18 protein-coding genes are annotated in these 21,551 nt (G+C 32.2%); 6 read left to right on the plus strand and 12 right to left on the minus strand.

Going from position 1 to position 21,551, the window contains the following annotated elements; all coding sequences use genetic code 11:
• Nucleotides 1–153 precede the first annotated feature (153 nt).
• Nucleotides 154–744 carry an RNA polymerase sigma factor gene (locus Q4Q47_RS04260; RefSeq protein WP_303305405.1) on the plus strand — a complete coding sequence of 197 codons (591 nt, stop codon included), beginning with the start codon at nt 154–156 and terminating at the stop codon, nt 742–744.
• Between the two features lie 108 nt (nt 745–852).
• Here the strand turns inward: Q4Q47_RS04260 and Q4Q47_RS04265 are convergent, their stop codons facing one another.
• From Q4Q47_RS04265 to porU, 7 genes are all read right to left on the minus strand, one after another.
• Nucleotides 853–1,536, minus strand: a complete 684-nt coding sequence (locus Q4Q47_RS04265; protein WP_303305406.1) for an SDR family NAD(P)-dependent oxidoreductase — start codon at nt 1,534–1,536, stop codon at nt 853–855.
• Complete coding sequence (locus Q4Q47_RS04270; RefSeq protein WP_303305407.1) at nt 1,529–2,503, minus strand: M28 family metallopeptidase; 975 nt, start codon at nt 2,501–2,503, stop codon at nt 1,529–1,531. The genes Q4Q47_RS04265 and Q4Q47_RS04270 overlap by 8 nt, the downstream gene beginning before the upstream one ends.
• A 96-nt stretch (nt 2,504–2,599) precedes the next feature.
• The gene (locus Q4Q47_RS04275) at nt 2,600–4,195 is read right to left on the minus strand and encodes a pyruvate dehydrogenase complex dihydrolipoamide acetyltransferase (RefSeq protein WP_303305408.1); all 1,596 of its coding nucleotides are present in this window, start codon (nt 4,193–4,195) and stop codon (nt 2,600–2,602) included.
• A gap of 3 nt (nt 4,196–4,198) precedes the next feature.
• Nucleotides 4,199–5,197 (minus strand): pyruvate dehydrogenase (acetyl-transferring) E1 component subunit alpha, encoded by a 999-nt coding sequence (gene pdhA, locus Q4Q47_RS04280; RefSeq protein ID WP_303305409.1) that lies wholly within the window; start codon nt 5,195–5,197, stop codon nt 4,199–4,201.
• Between the two features lie 192 nt (nt 5,198–5,389).
• Entirely contained in the window at nt 5,390–5,872 is a 483-nt protein-coding gene (gene cdd / locus Q4Q47_RS04285) for a cytidine deaminase (RefSeq protein WP_303305410.1), read from the minus strand.
• Nucleotides 5,873–5,968: 96 nt separating this feature from the next.
• Nucleotides 5,969–7,177: a type IX secretion system outer membrane channel protein PorV gene (gene porV / locus Q4Q47_RS04290; RefSeq protein ID WP_303305411.1), complete on the minus strand. Its 1,209-nt coding sequence runs from the start codon at nt 7,175–7,177 to the stop codon at nt 5,969–5,971.
• Nucleotides 7,178–7,256: 79 nt separating this feature from the next.
• Complete coding sequence (gene porU, locus Q4Q47_RS04295; protein ID WP_303305412.1) at nt 7,257–11,147, minus strand: type IX secretion system sortase PorU; 3,891 nt, start codon at nt 11,145–11,147, stop codon at nt 7,257–7,259.
• A 262-nt stretch (nt 11,148–11,409) separates the two neighbouring features.
• Here porU and gldJ point away from each other — a divergent pair, with 262 nt between their 5' ends.
• Both gldJ and Q4Q47_RS04305 read left to right on the plus strand, forming a co-directional pair.
• A complete protein-coding gene (gldJ, locus tag Q4Q47_RS04300; RefSeq protein WP_303305413.1) occupies nt 11,410–13,107 on the plus strand; it encodes a gliding motility lipoprotein GldJ in 1,698 nt (565 codons plus the stop codon).
• 251 nt (nt 13,108–13,358) lie between these two features.
• The gene (locus Q4Q47_RS04305; protein WP_303305414.1) at nt 13,359–14,642 is read left to right on the plus strand and encodes a UDP-N-acetylmuramoyl-tripeptide--D-alanyl-D-alanine ligase; all 1,284 of its coding nucleotides are present in this window, start codon (nt 13,359–13,361) and stop codon (nt 14,640–14,642) included.
• Between the two features lie 41 nt (nt 14,643–14,683).
• Here the strand turns inward: Q4Q47_RS04305 and Q4Q47_RS04310 are convergent, their stop codons facing one another.
• Nucleotides 14,684–14,992: a hypothetical protein gene (locus Q4Q47_RS04310; protein WP_303305415.1), complete on the minus strand. Its 309-nt coding sequence runs from the start codon at nt 14,990–14,992 to the stop codon at nt 14,684–14,686.
• Between the two features lie 111 nt (nt 14,993–15,103).
• Here Q4Q47_RS04310 and Q4Q47_RS04315 point away from each other — a divergent pair, with 111 nt between their 5' ends.
• The 3 genes from Q4Q47_RS04315 (at nt 15,104) to Q4Q47_RS04325 (ending at nt 16,717) form a co-directional block, all read left to right on the plus strand.
• Complete coding sequence (locus Q4Q47_RS04315) at nt 15,104–15,388, plus strand: hypothetical protein (protein ID WP_303305416.1); 285 nt, start codon at nt 15,104–15,106, stop codon at nt 15,386–15,388.
• A gap of 98 nt (nt 15,389–15,486) precedes the next feature.
• Nucleotides 15,487–15,705: a hypothetical protein gene (locus tag Q4Q47_RS04320; protein WP_303305417.1), complete on the plus strand. Its 219-nt coding sequence runs from the start codon at nt 15,487–15,489 to the stop codon at nt 15,703–15,705.
• A 487-nt stretch (nt 15,706–16,192) separates the two neighbouring features.
• Complete coding sequence (locus tag Q4Q47_RS04325; protein WP_303305418.1) at nt 16,193–16,717, plus strand: hypothetical protein; 525 nt, start codon at nt 16,193–16,195, stop codon at nt 16,715–16,717.
• A gap of 103 nt (nt 16,718–16,820) precedes the next feature.
• Here Q4Q47_RS04325 and Q4Q47_RS04330 read toward each other — a convergent pair whose 3' ends face one another.
• From Q4Q47_RS04330 to Q4Q47_RS04345, 4 genes are read right to left on the minus strand one after another with little or no spacing between them, the layout of a single operon-like run.
• Entirely contained in the window at nt 16,821–17,210 is a 390-nt protein-coding gene (locus tag Q4Q47_RS04330; protein WP_303305419.1) for a hypothetical protein, read from the minus strand.
• A gap of 28 nt (nt 17,211–17,238) precedes the next feature.
• Nucleotides 17,239–19,152: an OmpA family protein gene (locus tag Q4Q47_RS04335; RefSeq protein WP_303305420.1), complete on the minus strand. Its 1,914-nt coding sequence runs from the start codon at nt 19,150–19,152 to the stop codon at nt 17,239–17,241.
• A gap of 17 nt (nt 19,153–19,169) precedes the next feature.
• The gene (locus Q4Q47_RS04340; RefSeq protein ID WP_303305421.1) at nt 19,170–20,093 is read right to left on the minus strand and encodes a PorP/SprF family type IX secretion system membrane protein; all 924 of its coding nucleotides are present in this window, start codon (nt 20,091–20,093) and stop codon (nt 19,170–19,172) included.
• A 40-nt stretch (nt 20,094–20,133) separates the two neighbouring features.
• Nucleotides 20,134–21,381, minus strand: coding sequence for a gliding motility-associated C-terminal domain-containing protein (locus Q4Q47_RS04345; protein WP_303305422.1), 1,248 nt, complete (start codon nt 21,379–21,381; stop codon nt 20,134–20,136).
• Nucleotides 21,382–21,551 lie beyond the last annotated feature (170 nt).

The raw sequence follows: 21,551 nt of genomic DNA on the forward strand, positions 1-21,551 counted from the left end.
TTACAGCAATGGATTCATTCAGTTTCGTAGCAAATTTTGATAAAAGAGTCGCGTAGGTTACATTTGCTCTTTAAAATAGACTTATTATTGATAATATTACAGGTTATGAATAGAAACAGATATTCAATAATTTAACATTTCTTTTATACTGTCATGACAGAATTAAAATTAATTTCAAAAATTAAGAAAAATGATGATATAGCATTTAAATTAATTTTTCAAAAATTCTATAAACCTTTATTAACTTACACCAAGACATTTACTTACGATGAAGATAAAGCTAAAGATATTGTTCAAGAAGCTTTTATTATTTTATGGAATAAAAGAAAAGACTTATTAGAAAATTCATCATTAAAAAACTATCTTTTCACATTAGCATATAGGCTATATATAGATCAATATAGAAAAGATAAATTTAGAAATAAAGTTCTAGATGAATTAAAAACATCTGCTTTAAAAACGAGGGTTCATGATGATGAAAAAGAAGGGCAAAAGAGATTAAAAAAACTATTAAAACTTGTACAAGACCTGCCTCCTCGCTGTAAAGAAATCCTCCTTTTAAGCAAAAGAGATGGTTTGAAATATAAAGAAATTGCTCAAAAATTAGATATCTCACAAAAAACCGTAGAATCTCAAATCCGAATTGCTTTTCAAAAAATTAGAGATGGATATAAAAATGAAGGTTATTTTTTCGTTTCTTTTTATGTGGGTAAATTCTTAAAAAAATTCCAAAATAAAAGATAGCAACCTAAACGAATGATATGTCTCATTTTGAAACCCAATAGGTATTACAGCCATCTTTTTAGTAGCCATGTTCAACTGTAATCTACTTTAAAATTAGTAGAACTTAGTTTAAGGCGTAGAACTAGAAACCTGAAGTAGTTTTCCGTTATAATATTTATTTCCGTTAAGCGAAAAATCAAAAATATATTGTGCCATTTCTAATGCTGTAGTCGGTGCTTCATACCCTGGGAAAGCTTCTTCTAGCATTTCAGTTTGCACAGCTCCCAAAGCTAATACATTAAAGCTTGGTCCTGTTTCTTTATACTCTTCGGCTAACAATTCTGTTAGAGTTATTACAGCTGCTTTACTAGAACTATAAGCACTTAATCCTGGGAATTTCATGCTTCCTTGAACGCCACCCATCGAACTAATGGTTACAACATGGCTATGACGCTTCATAGATGGTAATATAATTCGAGTCATTTCTGATACTCCAAAAACATTGGTCTTATATACTTTTTCAAAATCGGTCATTGAAGTTTCAGAAAAAGGCTTATTAAGCAAAGCTCCTGCATTATTAATTAAAATATCTACTTGGTTCCAATGAGAACTAATAAAGGTTTCTACTTTCTTATAATCATCATTTTTACTTAAATCAAATGAAAAGGACGTCACATTTTCTAACTGAAGATTTTCTATGGGCTTACTGTTTCTAGATAATGCTAATATATTATGCCCAGCTTTAGCAAATAATTGAACCAACTCGAAACCAATACCTCTACTTGTTCCTGTTATAATTATGTTTTTATTCATTGTTCATTTTAATTTCTTTTGTTTCGGCATTAATCATACCCTCTAAAGCTGGAATCATTTTATTTATAAAAGATGTCATGTGTTCAAAATCCATTTTATCGGTCTCATCGTCTACATGGTGGTAATAATCAAAGTTTGTAAAATCAAAAGTAGATATCGCTTGAGCTGGTATTTTAAACGCGTTAAAGAAAGGATAATTATCAGAGCGCATAAACAGATTATACGCTTTGGCTTGTGCTAAAAAGCCAACGATGTCCCCTTTTGCATAATCATTTAGTTTCTCTGCCATATTGGATTTTTTATAACCTGTAATATAAGCCATGGTTTCATTTTCTGCTCTTGGAACTCCTATCATTTCAAAATTAATCATGGTATATAAATTAAGCGCTTCATCTTTCAATCGTTTTGCCAAATGACCAGAACCTTTTAGCCCCATTTCCTCGGCCGCATATAATGTAAATAAAATGCTCCGTTTATTGCTTTTTGATTTAGAAAAGTATTTAGCCCATTCCATAACTGCCACCGTACCAGAGGCATCGTCATTGGCTCCATTGGCAATACTATCCCCATTTACAGATTCTGCTGTACCTATATGATCGTAGTGAGCCCCAAGTATTACAAATTCGTTTTTCAGTTCTGAATCATGCCCTTCAATATATCCCACAATATTATAACCTACAATGTTATCTAAATTAAAGCTATCTCTGTAAGTTTCATAATACGGCTGAACCTTATTTTCTTTAAAAAAGTTTTCGATAAAAACAGCTGCTTTTTCAATGCCTGCAGTCCCTGTATTTCTTCCTTCTAAAGCATCAGAAGCTAAATACTCTAAACTCGACTTTACATTTTCTTTTAAAGCTAGTATATTATGACTCTCTTCACTCGTTTTTTTTACTCCCGAGATTTCTTTTTGCCCTCCACAACTTAAAAATGTTATGGTTATTATAATACTCAATAGTTTTTTCATCGTAAATTTATTAGAGTTTAAAGATAAAAAAAACCTGTTTCAAACGAATAAAACAGGTTTTTTTTATGAAAAGATTCCTGCCTTCGCAGGAATTTATTATACCAACATAGTTACCGGGTTTTCAATATAGTCTTTTAATGTTTGAAGAAATTGTGCTCCCGTAGCACCATCAACCGTTCTATGGTCACAGGCTAAAGACAATTTCATAGTATTTCCAACAACTATTTTACCTTCTTTAACTACTGGTTTCTCAATAATATTTCCTACAGAAAGAATGGCCGAATTTGGTTGATTGATAATAGACGTAAAACTTTCTATACCAAACATACCTAAATTAGAAACTGTAAATGTACTACCTTCCATTTCGGCTGGAGTTAATTTTTTGTTTCTGGCTTTTCCTGCAAGATCTTTAACTGCCGCTCCTATTTGTGGCAATGATTGTTCGTTAGCAAACTTAACCACAGGAACTACAAGTCCATCTGGAACGGCAACTGCTACTCCAACATGAACATGGTTATTTAAACGCATTTTATCCGCGAACCATTGTGAATTTACTTGTGGGTGCTGTTTTAATGCTAATGCACAAGCTTTAACAACGATATCATTGTATGATATTTTTGTATCTGGAATAGAGTTAAATTGTTTACGGAACGCTATCGCATTTTCCATATCAAACTCTACATTTAAATAATAATGTGGTGCAGTAAATTTCGAATTCGTTAATGCCTTAGCAATGGCTTTACGCATCTGTGAGTTAGTAACCTCATCAAAATCTTCTTGCCCTGTTGGGACAAATTTACCAACGGATGTTCCTGAAGAAGCTGGAACAAAATTCTCAACGTCTTGCTTGATGATGCGTCCATTTTCTCCAGAACCCTGGACTTGAGATAAATTAATACCTTTTTCTTCTGCTATCTTTTTAGCTAATGGGGACGCGAATAATCGGCCACCACTTGTTGATGTTACAGCAACTGGTGCACTTGGTTTTACAACCTCTGCTTTAGGAGCCTCTTTTTTAGGAGCTTCTTCAGTTTTTGTTGAACCTGAATCTACTTTAAAGTTGCTTGCAACATTTGCAACATCGGTTCCAGCAGGACCGATAATAGCTAATAGGTCATCTACTTTTGCCGATTCTCCTTCTTGCAATCCTACATGAAGTAATGTTCCCGCTTGAAACGATTCAAACTCCATGGTCGCTTTATCCGTTTCAATTTCGGCTAGTATATCACCTTCTTCAACAGTATCACCTACTTTTTTAAGCCATGTTGCAACGGTTCCTTCCTCCATAGTATCGCTTAAACGTGGCATGGTTACAACAATAACGCCTTCTGGCAATGCAACATTTGCAGATGACTCAACCTTTGCAGGCGCATCATTTGTTTCAGCTGGAGCAGCTTCTTCTTTTACTTCGGTAGATGTGTTACCTCCACTTAATAAACTTGTTATATCTTCACCTTCATCTCCAATGATAGCTAATAACTCATCTACTTTGGTTGTTTCTCCTTCTTGAACACCAATATGAAGTAAAGTACCTTCGTTAAAAGATTCAAACTCCATAGTTGCTTTATCCGTTTCTATTTCTGCAAGAATATCACCTTCTTCAACTTTATCGCCTACTTGCTTTAACCAAGCTGCAACCGTTCCTTCTTCCATGGTGTCGCTTAAACGCGGCATATTAATTACTATAGCCATAGCTTATAATTTATGTTGTATAAATGGATAATCTTCTTGTTCGTAAACGACATCGTACATCACATTCTTATCTGGAAATGGTGATTCTTCAGCAAATTTCTCACATTCAGAAACCAAATCTTTTACGCGCTTATCAATCACTTTAATAGCATCTTCACTAGCATATTTCTTTTCAAGAATAATGTCTTTCACTTGAGTAATAGGATCAATTTTCTTGTATTCTTCCACTTCATCTTTAGTTCTATAATGCTGTGCATCACTCATAGAGTGTCCTCTATATCGATATGTTTTCAACTCTAAAAACGTAGGTCCTTCACCACGTCGTGCACGTTGTATAGCTTCATCAAATGCTTCAGCTACTTTTATAGGATTCATACCATCAACTGGTCCACATGGCATTTCATAACCTTTACCTAATTTCCATATTTCACCATGATTTGCAGTACGTTCTACCGACGTTCCCATAGCATAACCATTGTTTTCGCAAACAAACACTACTGGAAGTTTCCAAAGCATTGCTAAATTAAAAGTCTCATGAAGTGATCCTTGTCTAGCTGCGCCATCTCCAAAACAACATAACGTTACAGCATCGCTACCATGATATTTATCACCAAAAGCAATACCTGCTCCTAAAGGAATTTGTCCTCCTACGATACCATGACCTCCATAAAAACGATGTTCTTTAGAAAATATGTGCATGGAGCCTCCTAGTCCTTGTGAAGTCCCTGTAGCTTTACCATATAACTCTGCCATAACACGTCTGGGATCGACACCCATACCTATTGGCTGTACATGATTTCTATAAGCTGTAATCATTTTATCTTTTGTCAAATCCATAGCATGTAAAGCACCTGCTAAAACTGCTTCTTGACCATTATATAAATGAAGAAATCCTCTTACTTTTTGTTGTATATAAACAGCTGCCAGTTTATCTTCAAACTTTCTCCAAAACAGCATATCCTCATACCATTTTAGGTATGTCTCTTTAGTGATTTTTTGCATCGACTAATATTAGGTTTTAATTAAGCAAATACAAAAGTAATACATTGCTCGTTATTGCAAAAACGTAAATTCATTAAAGTAAAAAAAATATCAAAAAAAAAACACTTTACAGGCAAGATTGCTTATTTAATAATTTTTTATATTGAATGTTATATTATTTAAAAAAAATTATGAATTTAAAACACTTCAGTGTTAAAGCACTGATTTATCAAAAACTAGAGGCAACAAGTTTGCGAGAGAATTGGATTTAGCAACTTTTCCCGTTTCTCCCATAAAATAAATTTCTATAGGGGTATCCTGTTTCACTTCATATTCGGCAATAGCTTGCCTACAGGCACCACAAGGAGGGATAGGCTTAGTCGTTTGATTATTTTTTGATCCTGCCGAAATAGCCATGCGGATTATTTTTGCCTTTGGGTATTGTGAGCCTGCATAATAAATTGCAGTGCGTTCTGCGCATAGCCCTGATGGGTACGATGCATTTTCCTGATTACTACCAGTAATTATTTCACCATTATCCAACAATAGTGCCGCTCCCACATTAAAGCTTGAATAGGGAGCGTAAGCATTTTCACGAGCTCCAAAAGCTTTTTGCATTAGCAAAATGATTTCCTTTGGAAGCTCGTCTAAACCTTGGTAAATATATAGTGTTGTCTCTATTTTTATTTCCTTCATATTCAAAATGTATTAAATAAATTTACAAATATTATAAACAAAAAAACTATTGCTCAATGAACAATAGTTTTTAATATCCTTTTATTATAGCTTTAATTAATACTCATTATATGCATCTGCACCAATATTAAAGGTTAATGAGAAACGTAATGTATTCTCTAAAGGACTTTGCACTTTAGACGCTGAAAACAAGTATGACAAATCAATATTTACAACATTAGCTTTAAAACCAGCTCCTAATGCCAAAAACTTTCTAGCACCTTTATCTTCACTTTCATTAAAGTAACCAGCTCTGAAAGCAAAAGAATCTTGATATACGTATTCTGCCCCTAATGACCATGTAAACTCCTTTAACTCCTCACTAAAGCCGTCTGGCGCATCACCAAATGACTGAAACATTCCTGTTAAAAAACTAACATCGGGATCTTTACCTTCAACGATGATTGTTGGCTCACTACCATCTGTTGCTTGTGACTCATTACCGTCTGCATCAACATACCCATAAACAGGTGGTGTTGGCACCAATAGTTTTCCTATTTCTGCAGTTACAGCAATTTTATTATAATCATCAAATATAAAGTCGAATCCACCTCCTAAACGCAAGGTTGTAGGTTGAAAATTCTCTTCACCACCTTCATCATATTTAAACTTTGGTCCTATATTCTGAATAGCAAACCCACCTCGCCATCGTCCATTAAAATCGGCATAAGCTTCTTCTTCACTTTGATAAAAACCAGAAATATCCACACCAAACGTACTTGCTGGTTTGATATCTCCGCCTACTCCTTGTATACGTAAATCCGAACGTAAATAACGCATTGCTACAGACATAGCAAATTGATCTGATAGCCTTAAAGCGTAGGATGCATCAAGAGACAACTCATTAGGTTTTTGCACCCTAGGTGTATCATCTGGACCATTTACAAACTCAATATCTCCTAAAGAAAAATACCTTAAACTTACTGCAAATGCACTACGTTCATCTAAACGATTAAAATACGTAACATTTCCTAAAAAAATATCATTTACCAATTTACTTAAGTAAGGCGTATAACTTACTCCAATACCTGATTTAGTTTCCGAAAACACATATTTAGATGAATTCCATTGCTGTGAAAATGCGTCAACAGAGGTTGCAACACCCATATCGGCCATACCAGCTGCACGGGCATCTGATGCAATTTGTAAAAACGGCACTCCTGTAGTAATAGTTCTCCTGTCTTGGTTTGGAAAAATAATTGTTTCTTGAGCATTTAGTTTTAACACAAAAAGAAAGGCTAATGCTATTAATATTCTATTATTCATGTATTAAGTTTAGTTAACAAATATAATTTTATTTTAAAAACTCATCTATCTTTGATCTGTTACTTATTCCAAATCTTGATTACAATATAACGAGTTTTTCTATTTTTTCTACTTTTTTATTTAATAAATTTGAGTGAACTGTAAGCTTATAAATATAGACACCCTTTCCTATTTTATCCCCAAAATCGTCTCTCCCATCCCAAACAATATCTCTAGATAGTGAACTAGTCGTTTTAATACCTCCTGTTGTTTGTCCATTAATCGTTCTTACCAGTTTCCCGGAAACAGTGAATATCTGTATAGAAACGTCTAAAGGTTCCGAACTATTGTGATTAAACCAAAATTCTGTATAATTCACAAAAGGGTTTGGATAATTTAGCACGTTATTTATAACCAATTCTTGATCTTTATCGAATACAACAAACTGAATTTCAGAAGTTGAAGAATTATTATAGACATCCCAGGCTTTTAAGGTTAAAGTATGAAGCCCTGGCTCTAAATCTCTAAACGGAAAACTTACTACACCTTTTTGATAATCGTCTACTTCTGTTTGATAATAATCATTAAGAACTACCGGATTTGTTTCATCTCCATCTATTATAGCAACGATATCATGCCCAATACCACTTGCTGTATTAATCCCATTCGCATCTTCCATTTTAGCCAATAATGTAGGAGACTCATTCGTTATTCCTCCCGAGACAAAATTCTCATCATTCATATAAAGTGTAATAACAGGCCCTATATTATCTTCTGCTGCATTTTCGTTCACGCCTCCTATTCTAACTGTATTAATACTCGCCCCAGCTTGATCTTGGGATAGTGCTTCATTTTTTGAATAAAAACTTACTTTTCCAAACCCAACAGGAATACCAATATCTTTTGGTACTACAAAATCAAACTCAAATTGACCGTCTTTTACAGATGCCTGACCTCTAAATATAATTTCTCCAAGTGTTTCAAAGTCTAACCTTACTATTTCCCCATTTAGTCGTGTACCATCATTAGCAAGCGTCTGTCTATTTATCGACTTATCATAAATAGTTGTTGAAAGTGTACCGTTATAATTAGTGATTAAATTTCCAGAAACATCAACTACTTGACCTGCTAATTTCACGTAACTTAATGCTTTTAATGTATCTGTTGCTTGAGTAATAGGTACATCATTAATTTCTGTTAATCTTATATTTGGCTTAGGGAAAGCCAATTTCATGGCTGGGTCTCCGATAAAGAACACTAAACGCCTTTGAGAATTCCCAGATATAACAGGATCATTTTTTGCCAACCTGAGAGCTTCAGCCATAGAAGGATATTCGTAATCTTCATAAGTATCATTATCACTATAAGAGAATAGATATTGTCCTAAAGTATTATTAAAAGTAATACCGAAATTAACAAATACTTGCCTGGTAGTTGTAATTAAACCAATAGATCCTGCTTGCTTATTCCAATATGTAAATTCGCCCGCTGTTTCTCTAAATGGGTTGTCAAACTTAGTATATTCACATGTTACGGTTACAAAACAATTTAATTTACAAAAATTACGAAATCCGTTAACATCTGGTTTTAAAAGAATACGCTCTTGAGCCAAGCCGTCCTCGCCTCCATGACCAAAATAATTTACAACCAAAGCACCATTATCAACAGCATTTACAATCTCGTTTGTTACTTCGGGATACCTGTCTCCACCTGCCGATGTTTCTTGCTGAAATGCATCAGAATGTATTTTTACAACATTCATAAAAGGTTTTTCTTGAGAAACTAAATTACCTACATTATCGGTTGTTTGCTGTAAAAGCCCTTCCCAATCTTTGTCAACATCATCCGAAATAACCACAAAATTATTACGCCAAGCACCAAACGCTTCCTTTACGTAATATGATTCTATTTTATCGACCATTTCTTTGGCCCTTTGTGGTGTATCTGCTAGAATTCTACCCACTGCAATATCTAACCTGTCATTTGTTGACATGGTCCCCTCATTAGCATCCATCATGCCATAAAAATCATCAGAAATAAATGAACTGGTAAGATTAAAACTGTTATAGGAGTGCCATGAAGGTACTACATTAGTATTATTAGGAATTCTATCTTTATAATCAAAAGAACTATCTCCAAATAAACACACATACTTTATTCTGTTTGCTGGTGCGCTTGCATTATCATAAACATACTTAACTAGGTTTCTAATGGCTCCAATATCTTGGTTACCTGAACTAAATTCATTGTAAATTTCATCTAAACCTAACACCTTAACATTCAAATCGTATTGCGTTCTATTTATCTGCGCTAAACGTTCCGCTTCATTAATCATATTATTTGGAGCAACTATAATGTAATCTACATCCTGAAACCCACCTTGACCATTTTGAAAAATGCTTCCTTTTATATCTTGATTATTAATCGTTGTTTTTGAATCTATTTTTGGTTCAAAATAATCCAAGGGTGTGACCACTACAAAAGTTTTTAAGTTCCCTAAATTAGATGTAAAACTAATATTTGAAGCACCATCTGTATTTAAATAATTAGAAACATTATATATATCGGTTACATCCCATATTTCTGAAACTTGGGATGTATTAGTCATATTATATTGTCCTATTCCTGATGCTGAAGTAACCGCACTATTTTTAAATTGAAATTGCTCGTCTGAAAAATTTAGTGAACGAGTTGCTTCTATTGATATATAATCTAAATAAGCCTGTGTGCTCGGGTTCCCTTGATTATTAAAATTAAGCCCTACTTCTACTTTCGAACTATTCACACTAATGCTACCACTAAATGAAGCCTGACTTGCTAAATTGGGTGATGTTGACCCACTCATATTTAATGTTGAAATTGGCGTTCCATTTACAGTAACTTCTATGGTACTTGATGTTGTTGACGCAGCTGCTGTAAACACTCTTAGGTTTATTAATTCTGACGTTACTAAACCTGGGAAATCAAATTCAAAAACTTTATTATTATCTACGTCAAATTTATCGCCAAACCAACGCCTTCCTAAAAACGCAATATTATGTTCATCAATTTCATGAAACTTATAATCTTCAAACGTATCAATAACTAAATCTACCGATCCACCAGGTTGTATAAATTGTTGAATACGCTTACCCAGTCCTCCACTTACATTTATATAATAATATGTTTTATCTGTGTAACAATTTATATTCGTATTACTCTCTGCATTAAACGCTTTTGGGCCTTGAGCATAAAACAAGATATAATCTTCATTGTCAAAAACACCATCTTCTTCTCCCACAAACCTTATAGCATTCTCCGGCATATCAAAAGGGTAAGCTAGGGCATTAGAATAAGGGATCATACGTCCTCCATGTCCGTATAGCTTTATATTTCTGGGGTCTACACTGTTTACATTTACTCCTAAACGTTGTAAAAAGCTTTTTGATAATTTAAAAGCCCCAGTAGCATCCACATAAAAGCGATACCATTCTCCCGAGCTTAATACCGAATTACTAATAACCTTAGACGTTTTAAAACCTTTACTTAATGAGGATACTCTATTAGTAGTCAAGCCATTTTTATAATCTAGCTGAAATGAAATAACCTTTTTATAGCCATCCCTCGAGTCCTTAACAATAGGTGAAAGTTCAAAAACTGCATATTGTTTTTCTCTTGACTTGGAATTTTTTAAGTTAAATTTTAATGTATTCGGAATCTTATTTAGGTCTAGATCTTTTAAATTGGCTTTAGAAATAGAGGTATAAACAACATTACTAATAACTGCAGAAGATTCGTTTACTAATTGATTTACCTCCCACTGGTCTACAAACAATATTCCTTCTTCAAAACCATAACTAAAATTTTCGGTATTAAAAGAAGGTATCTCAATGGTATAACTTCCTCCAGAAATTGTTTTAGAATCTTCCCAAGTAATAGTATACTTTTTTTGCTGACCAGACACAGCTATTGTACAAGAAATGAACAATAAAAATAAAATTTCCTTTTTCATCGTTAAAACAACGTAGTTAAAGTCTTGTTATTATTAAAAAAATCAACAATTTTAAAAACTGCATCAAAAATACAATAATAAATTAGTAAAATACGCGTTAATACAACACAAAACAATGGTGAAAAACGACAAAATCATCGTTGTAATGTCAAAAAAATAGGGTGAAATACACTTTTTTTTGGCTAAAATGTAAAAAATAGCTTGTGTTATTAGGTTTAATTCTTATATTGCAGCACCAAAATTATTTAGCTTACTTAAAAGTATGGATATGAAAAAAGTAGTAGCATTCAAGGTTTTATTAGTTTTTGCACTAACTATAGCTTCAACTGGTTGTAAAAAATCTTCGAGTTCAAAGAATAGTTCAAGAGCTACAGGATGGCAGATTAACTCCAGAGAAGGTGGTTTTCAGTACAACACAGATTTCAGAGAACAGGAAACATCTCCAGGTCTCGTATTTGTTGAAGGGGGAACTTTCACTAAAGGACGTGTTCAGGATGATGTGATGCACGATTGGAATAATAGCCCAACTCAGCAACATGTACAATCTTTTTATATGGACGAAACAGAGGTTACCAATGCCATGTATATGGAGTATTTAGATTGGATTAAAAGAGTTTACCCACCATCTGAAGAAAATTTTAGAGCCATCTACAATGGGGCTTTACCTGACACATTAGTTTGGAGAAACCGTTTAGGTTTTAACGAGGTAATGACAGAAAACTACTTACGTCACCCAGGTTACGGAGAATATCCTGTTGTTGGTGTAAGCTGGATTCAAGCAGTTGAATTTGCTAATTGGAGATCAGATCGTGTTAATGAGTACAACTTGGAAAAAGCCGGTTACTTAAAACGTGATGCAAAGATTACCGATGTTAATGCAGAGTCAACATTTAGCACAGACACTTATATTAATGCTCCTACCTTAACGTATGGTGGTAATGAAGAAATTATTAACGGTGAAGGTCGTAATAAAAGAAATGTTAGAGTAGATGCAGACGGTAATGAATCTAATATTTATGCGACTCGTGAAACTGGAATAATTTCACCAAAATATAGACTTCCTACTGAAACTGAGTGGGAATATGCCGCTTTGGGATTAAGCGAAATTAGAGATTTCAACCTATATCGTGGGCGTAAAAAATACCCTTGGGATGGACAATATACACGTTCTGACAAACGTAAAATTCGTGGTGACCAATTGGCTAATTTTAAGCAAGGAAAAGGTGATTATGGTGGTATTGCAGGTTGGTCCGATGATGGAGCAGATATTACAAATGCTGTTAAATCTTATGACCCTAACGATTTTGGATTATATGACATGGCTGGTAATGTTGCCGAATGGGTTGCTGATGTTTACAGACCTATTATAGATGATGATTTTAATGACTTTAACTATTATCGTGGTAATGTTTATACCAAAAATGCTTTAAATGATGATGGTACTGTCAAAGTTGTTACAGCTGATGACATTATATATGATACTTTACCAAATGGAAAAGTAATTGCTAGAAATTTACCTGGTGAAATACAACAAGTTCCTATTGACGAAAACGAGACATACTTACGTACTAACTTTGATAGAAGTGATGAAATAAACTTTAGAGACGGTGACAAACGTTCTTCTCGTTATTATGAAAGTTTTAATGATTATGAAGGTGAAGATGCTGAAAAGAAAGATTCTGATACTAGAAAAATGTATAATTCCCCTAAACATAGTATCTCTAGGGATTCTTTAGGAAACATTATAAGAGAATACGATAAGGGTAATAACAGAACATCTTTAATTAATGATCAAGTTAGAGTTTACAAAGGAGGATCTTGGAAAGACAGAGAGTATTGGTTAGATCCAGCTCAAAGACGTTACTTCCCACAAGATATGGCAACAGATTATATTGGATTTAGATGTGCAATGTCACGTGTAGGTTCAAAATCTAAATCCAAAAGCAAAACAAAGAATTAATTCCTATTACTTATAAAATTATTAAAAGTCCTAACGTTTGTTGGGACTTTTTTTATACAATTAATTTCTATCATAAAACGCAGCATATAATTCGTTTATTTTCACTATTTCTGCATTATAAAAATAAATCGTAGTTTTGGCTATGATTAATTTTTATGCTTTGAACTAGCAAAAAACTAATCCAAATTATCTATATCACATTTTATAACAGAACTGGTATAATTTCACAAACTTAAAAAGAATTCTATCTGTTGAAAATAGAACAATTACACGAGCTTTTTTTACAATGTAATTCGGTATCTACCGATACAAGAAAGATTAAAAAAAATGACCTTTTTTTTGCTCTTAAAGGCGAAAATTTTAATGGAAACACATATGCGGAACAGGCTTTAAAAAATGGTGCTAAATACGCCGTTGTTGATGAAGCACTATTTAATACATCTAATAAAACTATTTTAGTAAAAAATGTTTTAGAAACATTACAAAAGTTAGCTTCCCATCATAGAACGTATTTAAACATTCCCATAATAGCGCTTACTGGTAGTAATGGTAAAACAACAACTAAAGAATTAATTAATGCTACATTATCTCAAAAATATAAAACCACTGCTACTATTGGTAATTTAAATAACCATATTGGCGTGCCATTAACGTTGCTTTCTATGACAGATAATACCCAAATTGGGATTGTAGAAATGGGTGCAAATCATCAAAAAGAAATTGAATTTCTATGCAACATAGCCAAACCAGACTATGGATATATAACTAATTTTGGAAAAGCGCATTTAGAAGGTTTTGGAAGTATTGAAGGTGTTATTAAAGGAAAAAGTGAAATGTACGATTTCCTAATTAACCACGATAAAACCATTTTTGTAAATGGTAATGATAGTATCCAAATTGAAAAAACAAAAAATACAAATCGGTTTATATTTGGCAAAAACAGTCGTGATTTTGATATCAATATCAATTTCATTAATGCACTCCCTTTTGTAAAATGTGAGTACAATAAGCTAGAAATAGCAAGTCAGCTTATCGGTGATTACAACTTTAATAACATCACAGCAGCCATTGCTATCGGTCATTATTTTAAAGTTGAAGATAACGATATAAAGGCCGCTATTGAAAATTATACGCCCACCAATAACCGTTCACAAATTATACAGAAAGACACTAACAAGATCATTTTAGACGCTTACAACGCAAACCCAACAAGTATGCAAGCAGCTTTATTAAATTTTGAAAAGCAGCTAAGCACAAAAAAGATAGCACTTATCGGTGACATGTTTGAGCTTGGAAAAGATGCGAATAAAGAGCATCAAAACATTGCTGATTTAGCAGCATCTTTAAATATAGATCAGGTTGTTCTTATTGGTGAAAACTTTTTTAAAACACAAACGAAATCTAACACAACAGAACAGTTTAAATCTTTTTATGATTTTAAAGACTGGTTTGATAACTCTAAAATAGAAAATACCGCAATACTTATTAAAGGTTCAAGAGGTATGGCTTTGGAAAGAATTTTGGAATATCTTTAATAAGAAGTAACCTGTGATATTTTTACTAAAAAAAAAAATCATCATTTTTCTTCTATTTGGTCTTTTAAATCTTCAAACAATATTTCTATTTTATCTATAATTTGCTTACTAGTCAATGTTGCTTTGTAAGGTTCTACGTCTTCACGTAAAATATCGTCATTTCTCAATAACCAATTAAGATCCGCATCAGGAAATTCATGAATTATTTTATTTAAGAAATCTATTGATATTTTCTTACCATTTATATATTGTGATAACTGGGTATAATTCATCTCGAATTTATCAGCTAAATCACCATATTTGCTATACTTTGTCTTTATTAATTGTTTTAGTTTTTCTTTAAATAGCATATTTAGAACAATTATAAATTATACCAATAAGTAAAATATTTTTCATTTATTTAACTATTTGTATATATTTGTATGTAAATTCACTCAATTGCTAACAAATATATACAAGATATGACAAATTTAAACAAATTATATGCATTATATGACATCAGTATTCGTAAAGAGCAGGAAGCTCTCAAAGATTTACTAACAAACCACCTTCCTAAAGAATATACAAGTAAGGTCATAGACAAACTAAGCGCGAATAAAGTCATCGTTGATTCACAAACTGTTAGAAACACAAAAGCTGGTATTTCAAAAAACATCCTAGTCTTTAATGCTATTGTTGAAATAGCTAAAGAATATAAGACCATGTCTAATCGTTTGAAGAAAAATCTAAAAAATAATACCAATTAAACCCCATTATATTATTATTTGGTCATAGCTTTTAACATACATCTAAATATTCAAAACAATAAATACCAGAATAAAATTTCGATACCTTATCTAATAAAATGGCTGTAAACAAAAAATATCATAAGAGAATTGAAGAAGGCTTCAAAGACATCTTTAAAACGGAGACTCAAAAAGGAAGCTTTGATGGTTTAATAACCATAGTTAATGAACCTTTGGTTAAGCATCAAATAATTCAATTAGCAAAACTTTGTGAAGAGATACCTGTTAGCGTAACACTTAAAACGACTTCCCAAGGCGTATTTATTGAATTTTGGTAAATACTCTGATTAAGTTTTCATTTGATTGTGAGCAATCAAAAATTGGCTATTGGTTTTATTGAGGGAAAAATAGTCAAAATAAGCCTCCTGGACAGGAGGTTTATTAATTTTATCAAAAGAACTACCAACTTATTTTAAAACAGCTCATATACTTTCATCTAAAAAGATGAACATGTACAATAAACTTGTTCTAATTTATATATATTTGAGAATTAGTGTGTGGTCAGAAACAGACGAATTTTATAAAAAGAGTTGTTTTTGATAAGATTTGTAGTTACTTTTTACGAGGTGATGCCTTAGTATCAGGTGATTAAAAATAATACAAAGATTACAAAAAGAAACTTTTTTAATTTTGCTGTGTTTCCAACCAGATACTAATTACAAGCAAAACCGTCCAAATTAGATGGTTTTATAATTATTAGCCCCATTATTAAAATTTTAATTGGTACTACTCTAAGGATATCAATTATGTTAAAATTAAATCATTATGAAGAAATCCCTACTTATTCTTTTATTACTTCCTTTTTTAAGCTTTTGTCAAGAAACACATAGCCCTTTCGCTTTTCAAAACCTAAATTGGGGTGATACAGAAACCAAAGTAAAATCAACTATACCAGACTTACAAGAAACAAAAACCGGATTTTCTAAAACAACTCTAATTAACCATTTAGGTGCTACACTACTTTTTGAAATAAATAAAAACTCACTAGAACGCATTTCTTACATGTTTAAAAAACAACATAGTAATGAAAATGTTTATATAGATGATTTTGAAAAAATAAAGAACCTACTGACTAAAAAATATGGCAGCCCCACTGTCGATGAATTAAAATGGAATAACGATATTTTCAAAAACGACAAAAGTCGTTACGGTCTAGCGGTTTCTTCAGGCCATTTAGAATATATAAGCATTTGGTCACTTCCTGATACCAATATCATTTTAAATCTCGCAACTGATAATTCCAAAATAACACATTCCCTTATATACAAATCGGTTAAAATTAAATCTTAAAAAGCAAGCTAAAGTACTTTGTAATTTCTTTGAATTTCGTATTAGATCTTAGAATTATTTACCCCATATTTTCAGCCCCTATTAACCTTTTATCTATCTAATTTTATGAACAAAACTTTAGAGTTTTCTTATAATTTTTAATTATACCTATGTGTGCACGAAGTACTTTTACATATAATTCTTTAAGAGTCATATTATAACAATAAACAGGATTATCTTTTGTGCTTACATAAACATTGTAAGCTGTCCCAAAAGCAATGTGCTGCTGATTCATTAAAAAATAATTGTCAATATCGAACAGATTATTGTTATACGATCTTTGAATCATCTGTATATCACAATCAACATTTAATTTCATTTTAAACTCTTGTTTTAAAGCCATAAACATATCATCACACCCTAGGCATATTTTGTCTTTTATAGCTTCACTGTTTATACCATAAGCATACTTTTTAATAAACAACAATTCCTTAGTATTAAATTTTATTACCATAACTGATTGAAGTGTTTTTTATGGTTTATTAATTCTTCAATACAATAAACTCACTCCGTCTATTTTCCTGATGTTGTGCTTCTGTACATTTTTTACCATTCTTACAACCATTCAATAATTGACTTTCTCCATAACCTTTACCTGTTAATCTATCTTTATTAATGCCTCTTGCTATTAAATAATTAATGGTTGCTTTTGCTCGTTGGTTAGATAAATTTATATTATAGGAATCGTTAGCTCTACTATCTGTATGTGAGCGTACATCTATTTTTAAATTAGGATGCTGTTTCATAGCTGCTATAATTTTTTCTAACTCGATTTCTGCCTCTTTTTTAATACTGGATTTATTTAAATCAAAATATATTTGACTTGTGTTTAGCATTTTGGCTAAGTCTGACATAGCGTCTGGACCTATTTCAAATACATTTTTTACTAATTGAATATCTACCTTATAGGCATCTTCTCCTTTGGCTATAAAGGTGTCTGTGGTATCGTAGCCTTTATTTTTTACTGTAATGGTATGAGCTTTAAATTTGTTTACAGTTGTTGAAAATGAGCCATCTTCTCTAGTGATGATATCATATTTAATAGTATTATCATCACTATTAATGGTTAATGTTGCATGAGCAATAGGCTGCCCTGTAACTTTATCGGTAACCACACCCGTAACTACAGCTTCTAATAATTCTTTTATTGATTTTGTTTCTGTAAACCCATATATATTATCGACCTCTGTACGATTGGAACTAAAAAAGCCTTTTTTTGTGAGGTTATTAATTGAAAATGCAAAATCGTCTGCTGGACCATTCACTGGCATCCCTACATTAAGTAACTGCTTGCCTGTGGCTTTTAAATCTATATAAAATACATCGTAGCCCCCTAGACCAAAATGACCATCGGATGAAAAGTAAAGTTCATAGTTATTTGTAACGAATGGGAACGATTCTCTTCCTTTAGTATTTACTTTGGAACCTAAGTTTTTTGGCTTCCCAAACGATCCGTCTTTGTTTATTGATACTGAAAAAATATCGGTTTGACCTATAGATGAAGGCATATTTGATGCGAAATACAAAGTGTTTTCATCGGGACTTAATGCGGGGTGTACATTCGAATAGTTATCGCCGTTTATTGATAGGTCTTCTATATTTGTCCATTCATCGCCAACTTTGGTTGCCCTATAAATTTTTAATTGTATTTTATCTTTTTTATTGGTTTTAATTCTTGGTGTAGAATTGGTTCTTGTAAAATAAAGTGTTTTACCATCTTTAGTGATTGCGGGTGAGCTTTCATGAAATCTTTTATTTACGTCACCTTTTATAGCTACTGGTTCACTATAAGTATTTTCTTCTTCATTATAATTTACACTATAGATATCTAAAAAAGGTTCATTACTCCAAACATCAACACTTCTTCTTTTTTTTAAGTTTCTTGTTGAAGCAAAATATATTGTATTTTCATGAATAAACGCGCCATAATCTGCATTACTAGAATTTATCGGTAATGGGGTAATATTATATCTATTGCTGTTTTCTTCTATTATTTCTAAATAATCTGAAGATGAAGAAAACTCTTTATTTAAAATACCTGAGGTATTTAAAAATTGGTCATATACACTTTCTGCCTTTTTTTCTTTACCTACAGCTTTTAAAGACTGTGAGTATCTTAACAAATATTCTGTCTCAAGTGTTTTACTGTTTAATTTGTATAACTCTCCGTACCATTTTTCTGCATCTTTATAATCAGCTTTAAAATAATATGTATTTCCTATTTTTTTGAATAGTTCTTCTGATTTATAACCAGATTCGGCCACTTGTAAATACACCTTTGCTGCATCTATATATGATAAATCATTATATTTTTGATTTGCTTTTTTTAGCTTATTCTCTTGTGCATTGCTAATTAAAACAAAAAGCAATATTATAATTGTTATTATATGTTTCATCTGTCTACAATTTATTATTAGAAAAATCTAGGTGATGTTCTACCTTTTATCTTGTTGAATACTTCAAACTTTAAAAATACCTCATGTGATCCTGAATTATATCTAGCTAATTCCGTAGTATCAAAGTCATAACCGTATCCTATCATTAAACTATCAGATATTTGAAATCCTGCTAAAGCACTAATTGAAGCGTCTAAACGATAAGCCCCTCCAAGTGTAATCTTGTCATTTAATAAAAAATTAGCTGATAGATCATATGCTATTGGAGCTCCGGAAACAATTTTAACTAATGTTGCTGGTTTAAATTTTAAGTTTTCGTTTAATTGAAATACATAGCCTGCAATAAGATGAAAATGCTGACGCTTTGCTGCGGTAGATATAGTTACAGCGTCATAGAAATCTGTTTTTAATACATTGGGTATTGAAAGTCCCAAATACCAATTCTCGGCATATAGATAACTTCCAATACCTATTTGAGGCTTCTGATTGTTAACGTTTTCGTTAAACCGAGCATCTGTAGGGTTATAAATAGCTAGCTTATTATAATCTACTTGTAAGGATTGTAATCCTGCTTTTATACCAAAAGCAAATCTTATATCATTATCAAAAGGTATAGTATAAGATGCATCAACTGTAACATAAAAGTCTTGGGAGGGGCCTATCTTATCGTTTATAAATGATAAGCCTAATGCCGTGTTGCCACCTCCTACGGGGCTATTTATTGAAAAAAGCTGTGTGGTTGGAGCGCCTTCCAAACCTACCCACTGGGAGCGATGTAACAAGTTAGCATTTAAAGTTCCATTACTACCTGCATATGCCGGATTAAAAGAAACAGTATTATACATATATTGTGTAAAATGAGGATCTTGCTGTGCTAACAGTATGTTAACGTTTAATAAGAACACTCCTATTAATAAGTATGGTAAGTATTTTAGTTGCATGGTTGTAAGTTTTAAGATTGAGGCTATAAGAATGTTATTGTTAATTTTTGTCTGTATTTATATATAAATACCCTGCTTTTTTAACAGCTTGTGATTGATTACCTCCAGGATTGTATTCTACAATATAGAAATAGGTGCCAACTGGTAATTGTTCTTTTTCGTTTATAGTTATTCTACCATCCGATATGCCTTTAAATACATTGTTGGTTTCGTTATAGCTGGTTGTTTCAAATACTTTTACACCCCAGCGATTAAAAATTTGAACTGTATTATCAGGGTATTTTGCAATTCCATCTATAAGGAAAAAATCGTTATTGCCATCACCATTGGGGCTTAGTCCATTATATACTATCACATCATCGAGTAGAATAATATCTTCTTTTACTGTGGCTAGTGTAAAAACACCATAACCTGAAACTTCAGCTACTGTTGTAACAGTCTGGTTGTCTATATCTACAATACTTGCTTCGTCCACCCAAAAACCTTGAATAGCATCCCAGCGCACTATGCGTATTGCAGTAGCTGGTGCATTACTTATTTCTAAAGGTGTCGTATTAGTATCCCAGCTAAGTGTTACTATAACATTAGCAACTCCTTGATCTCTGGTAATCGTCCAATATTCTGTATTATCTATAAATTCAATAACACCAGTTGCCAATGCATGAGGATGCAGGGTATCACTATTTTCTAAAAAATACTTAGAAGCAAATATATCATTGCTGTTATCTGGTGTAGAAATAGCTGAACTTCTATAAAACCCATTATCACCGATAGGAAACTCAAAAGCAGTATCTCCATTTTTATATACTGATCCATCAACATAACTTGTATTAGATGTGTTTATATGATCTGCTAATTGTTCAAAGGTTATATTTCCTCCAAAATCATCATTTTTAACAATACCTTGAAAAAACTCAGCAGTATTTACAACGCTTATATCTCCACTCAATTCAAAGGAAAATGCAGATGATGTGTTATTAAATAATACATTATAAAACTCACTTAGTGCGTTACCTGTTATTTGCTGTATGCTTGTTCCTTCAAAACGTGTTAATCCATTATTATTTGAATCGAAATATGAGAATAATCCATCGTTATTAAAATTGGAGTACACAAACAGTTCTCCATTATTCATTACACTTGCTGTCGTGGTATTGTTAAAATCATCTACAACTCCCATTTGTGTATTGGGGAGAATAGATAGCTCTCCAAGATTTGATGTTTGTGCCATAGTTATTAAACTCACAAATAGAAATAATCCAAGTGCTACATTTTTATGTGTTTTCATTTTTTATAATTTTTATTTAGTATTGGACCATTTATAATACATAGTCTTAACTTCTTCCTTTTTTTAAGAGAAAGTAGGTTAGAATTTTTAATACTTCTAACCATTACTTTTCTCTTTTTGAAGTGTTGTAAATACTAGTCCCAACTAACCTCTACTAAACACTTTGTTAT

This window comes from Flavivirga spongiicola, from assembly GCF_030540825.1.
GTDB classification, from domain to species: domain Bacteria; phylum Bacteroidota; class Bacteroidia; order Flavobacteriales; family Flavobacteriaceae; genus Flavivirga; species Flavivirga spongiicola.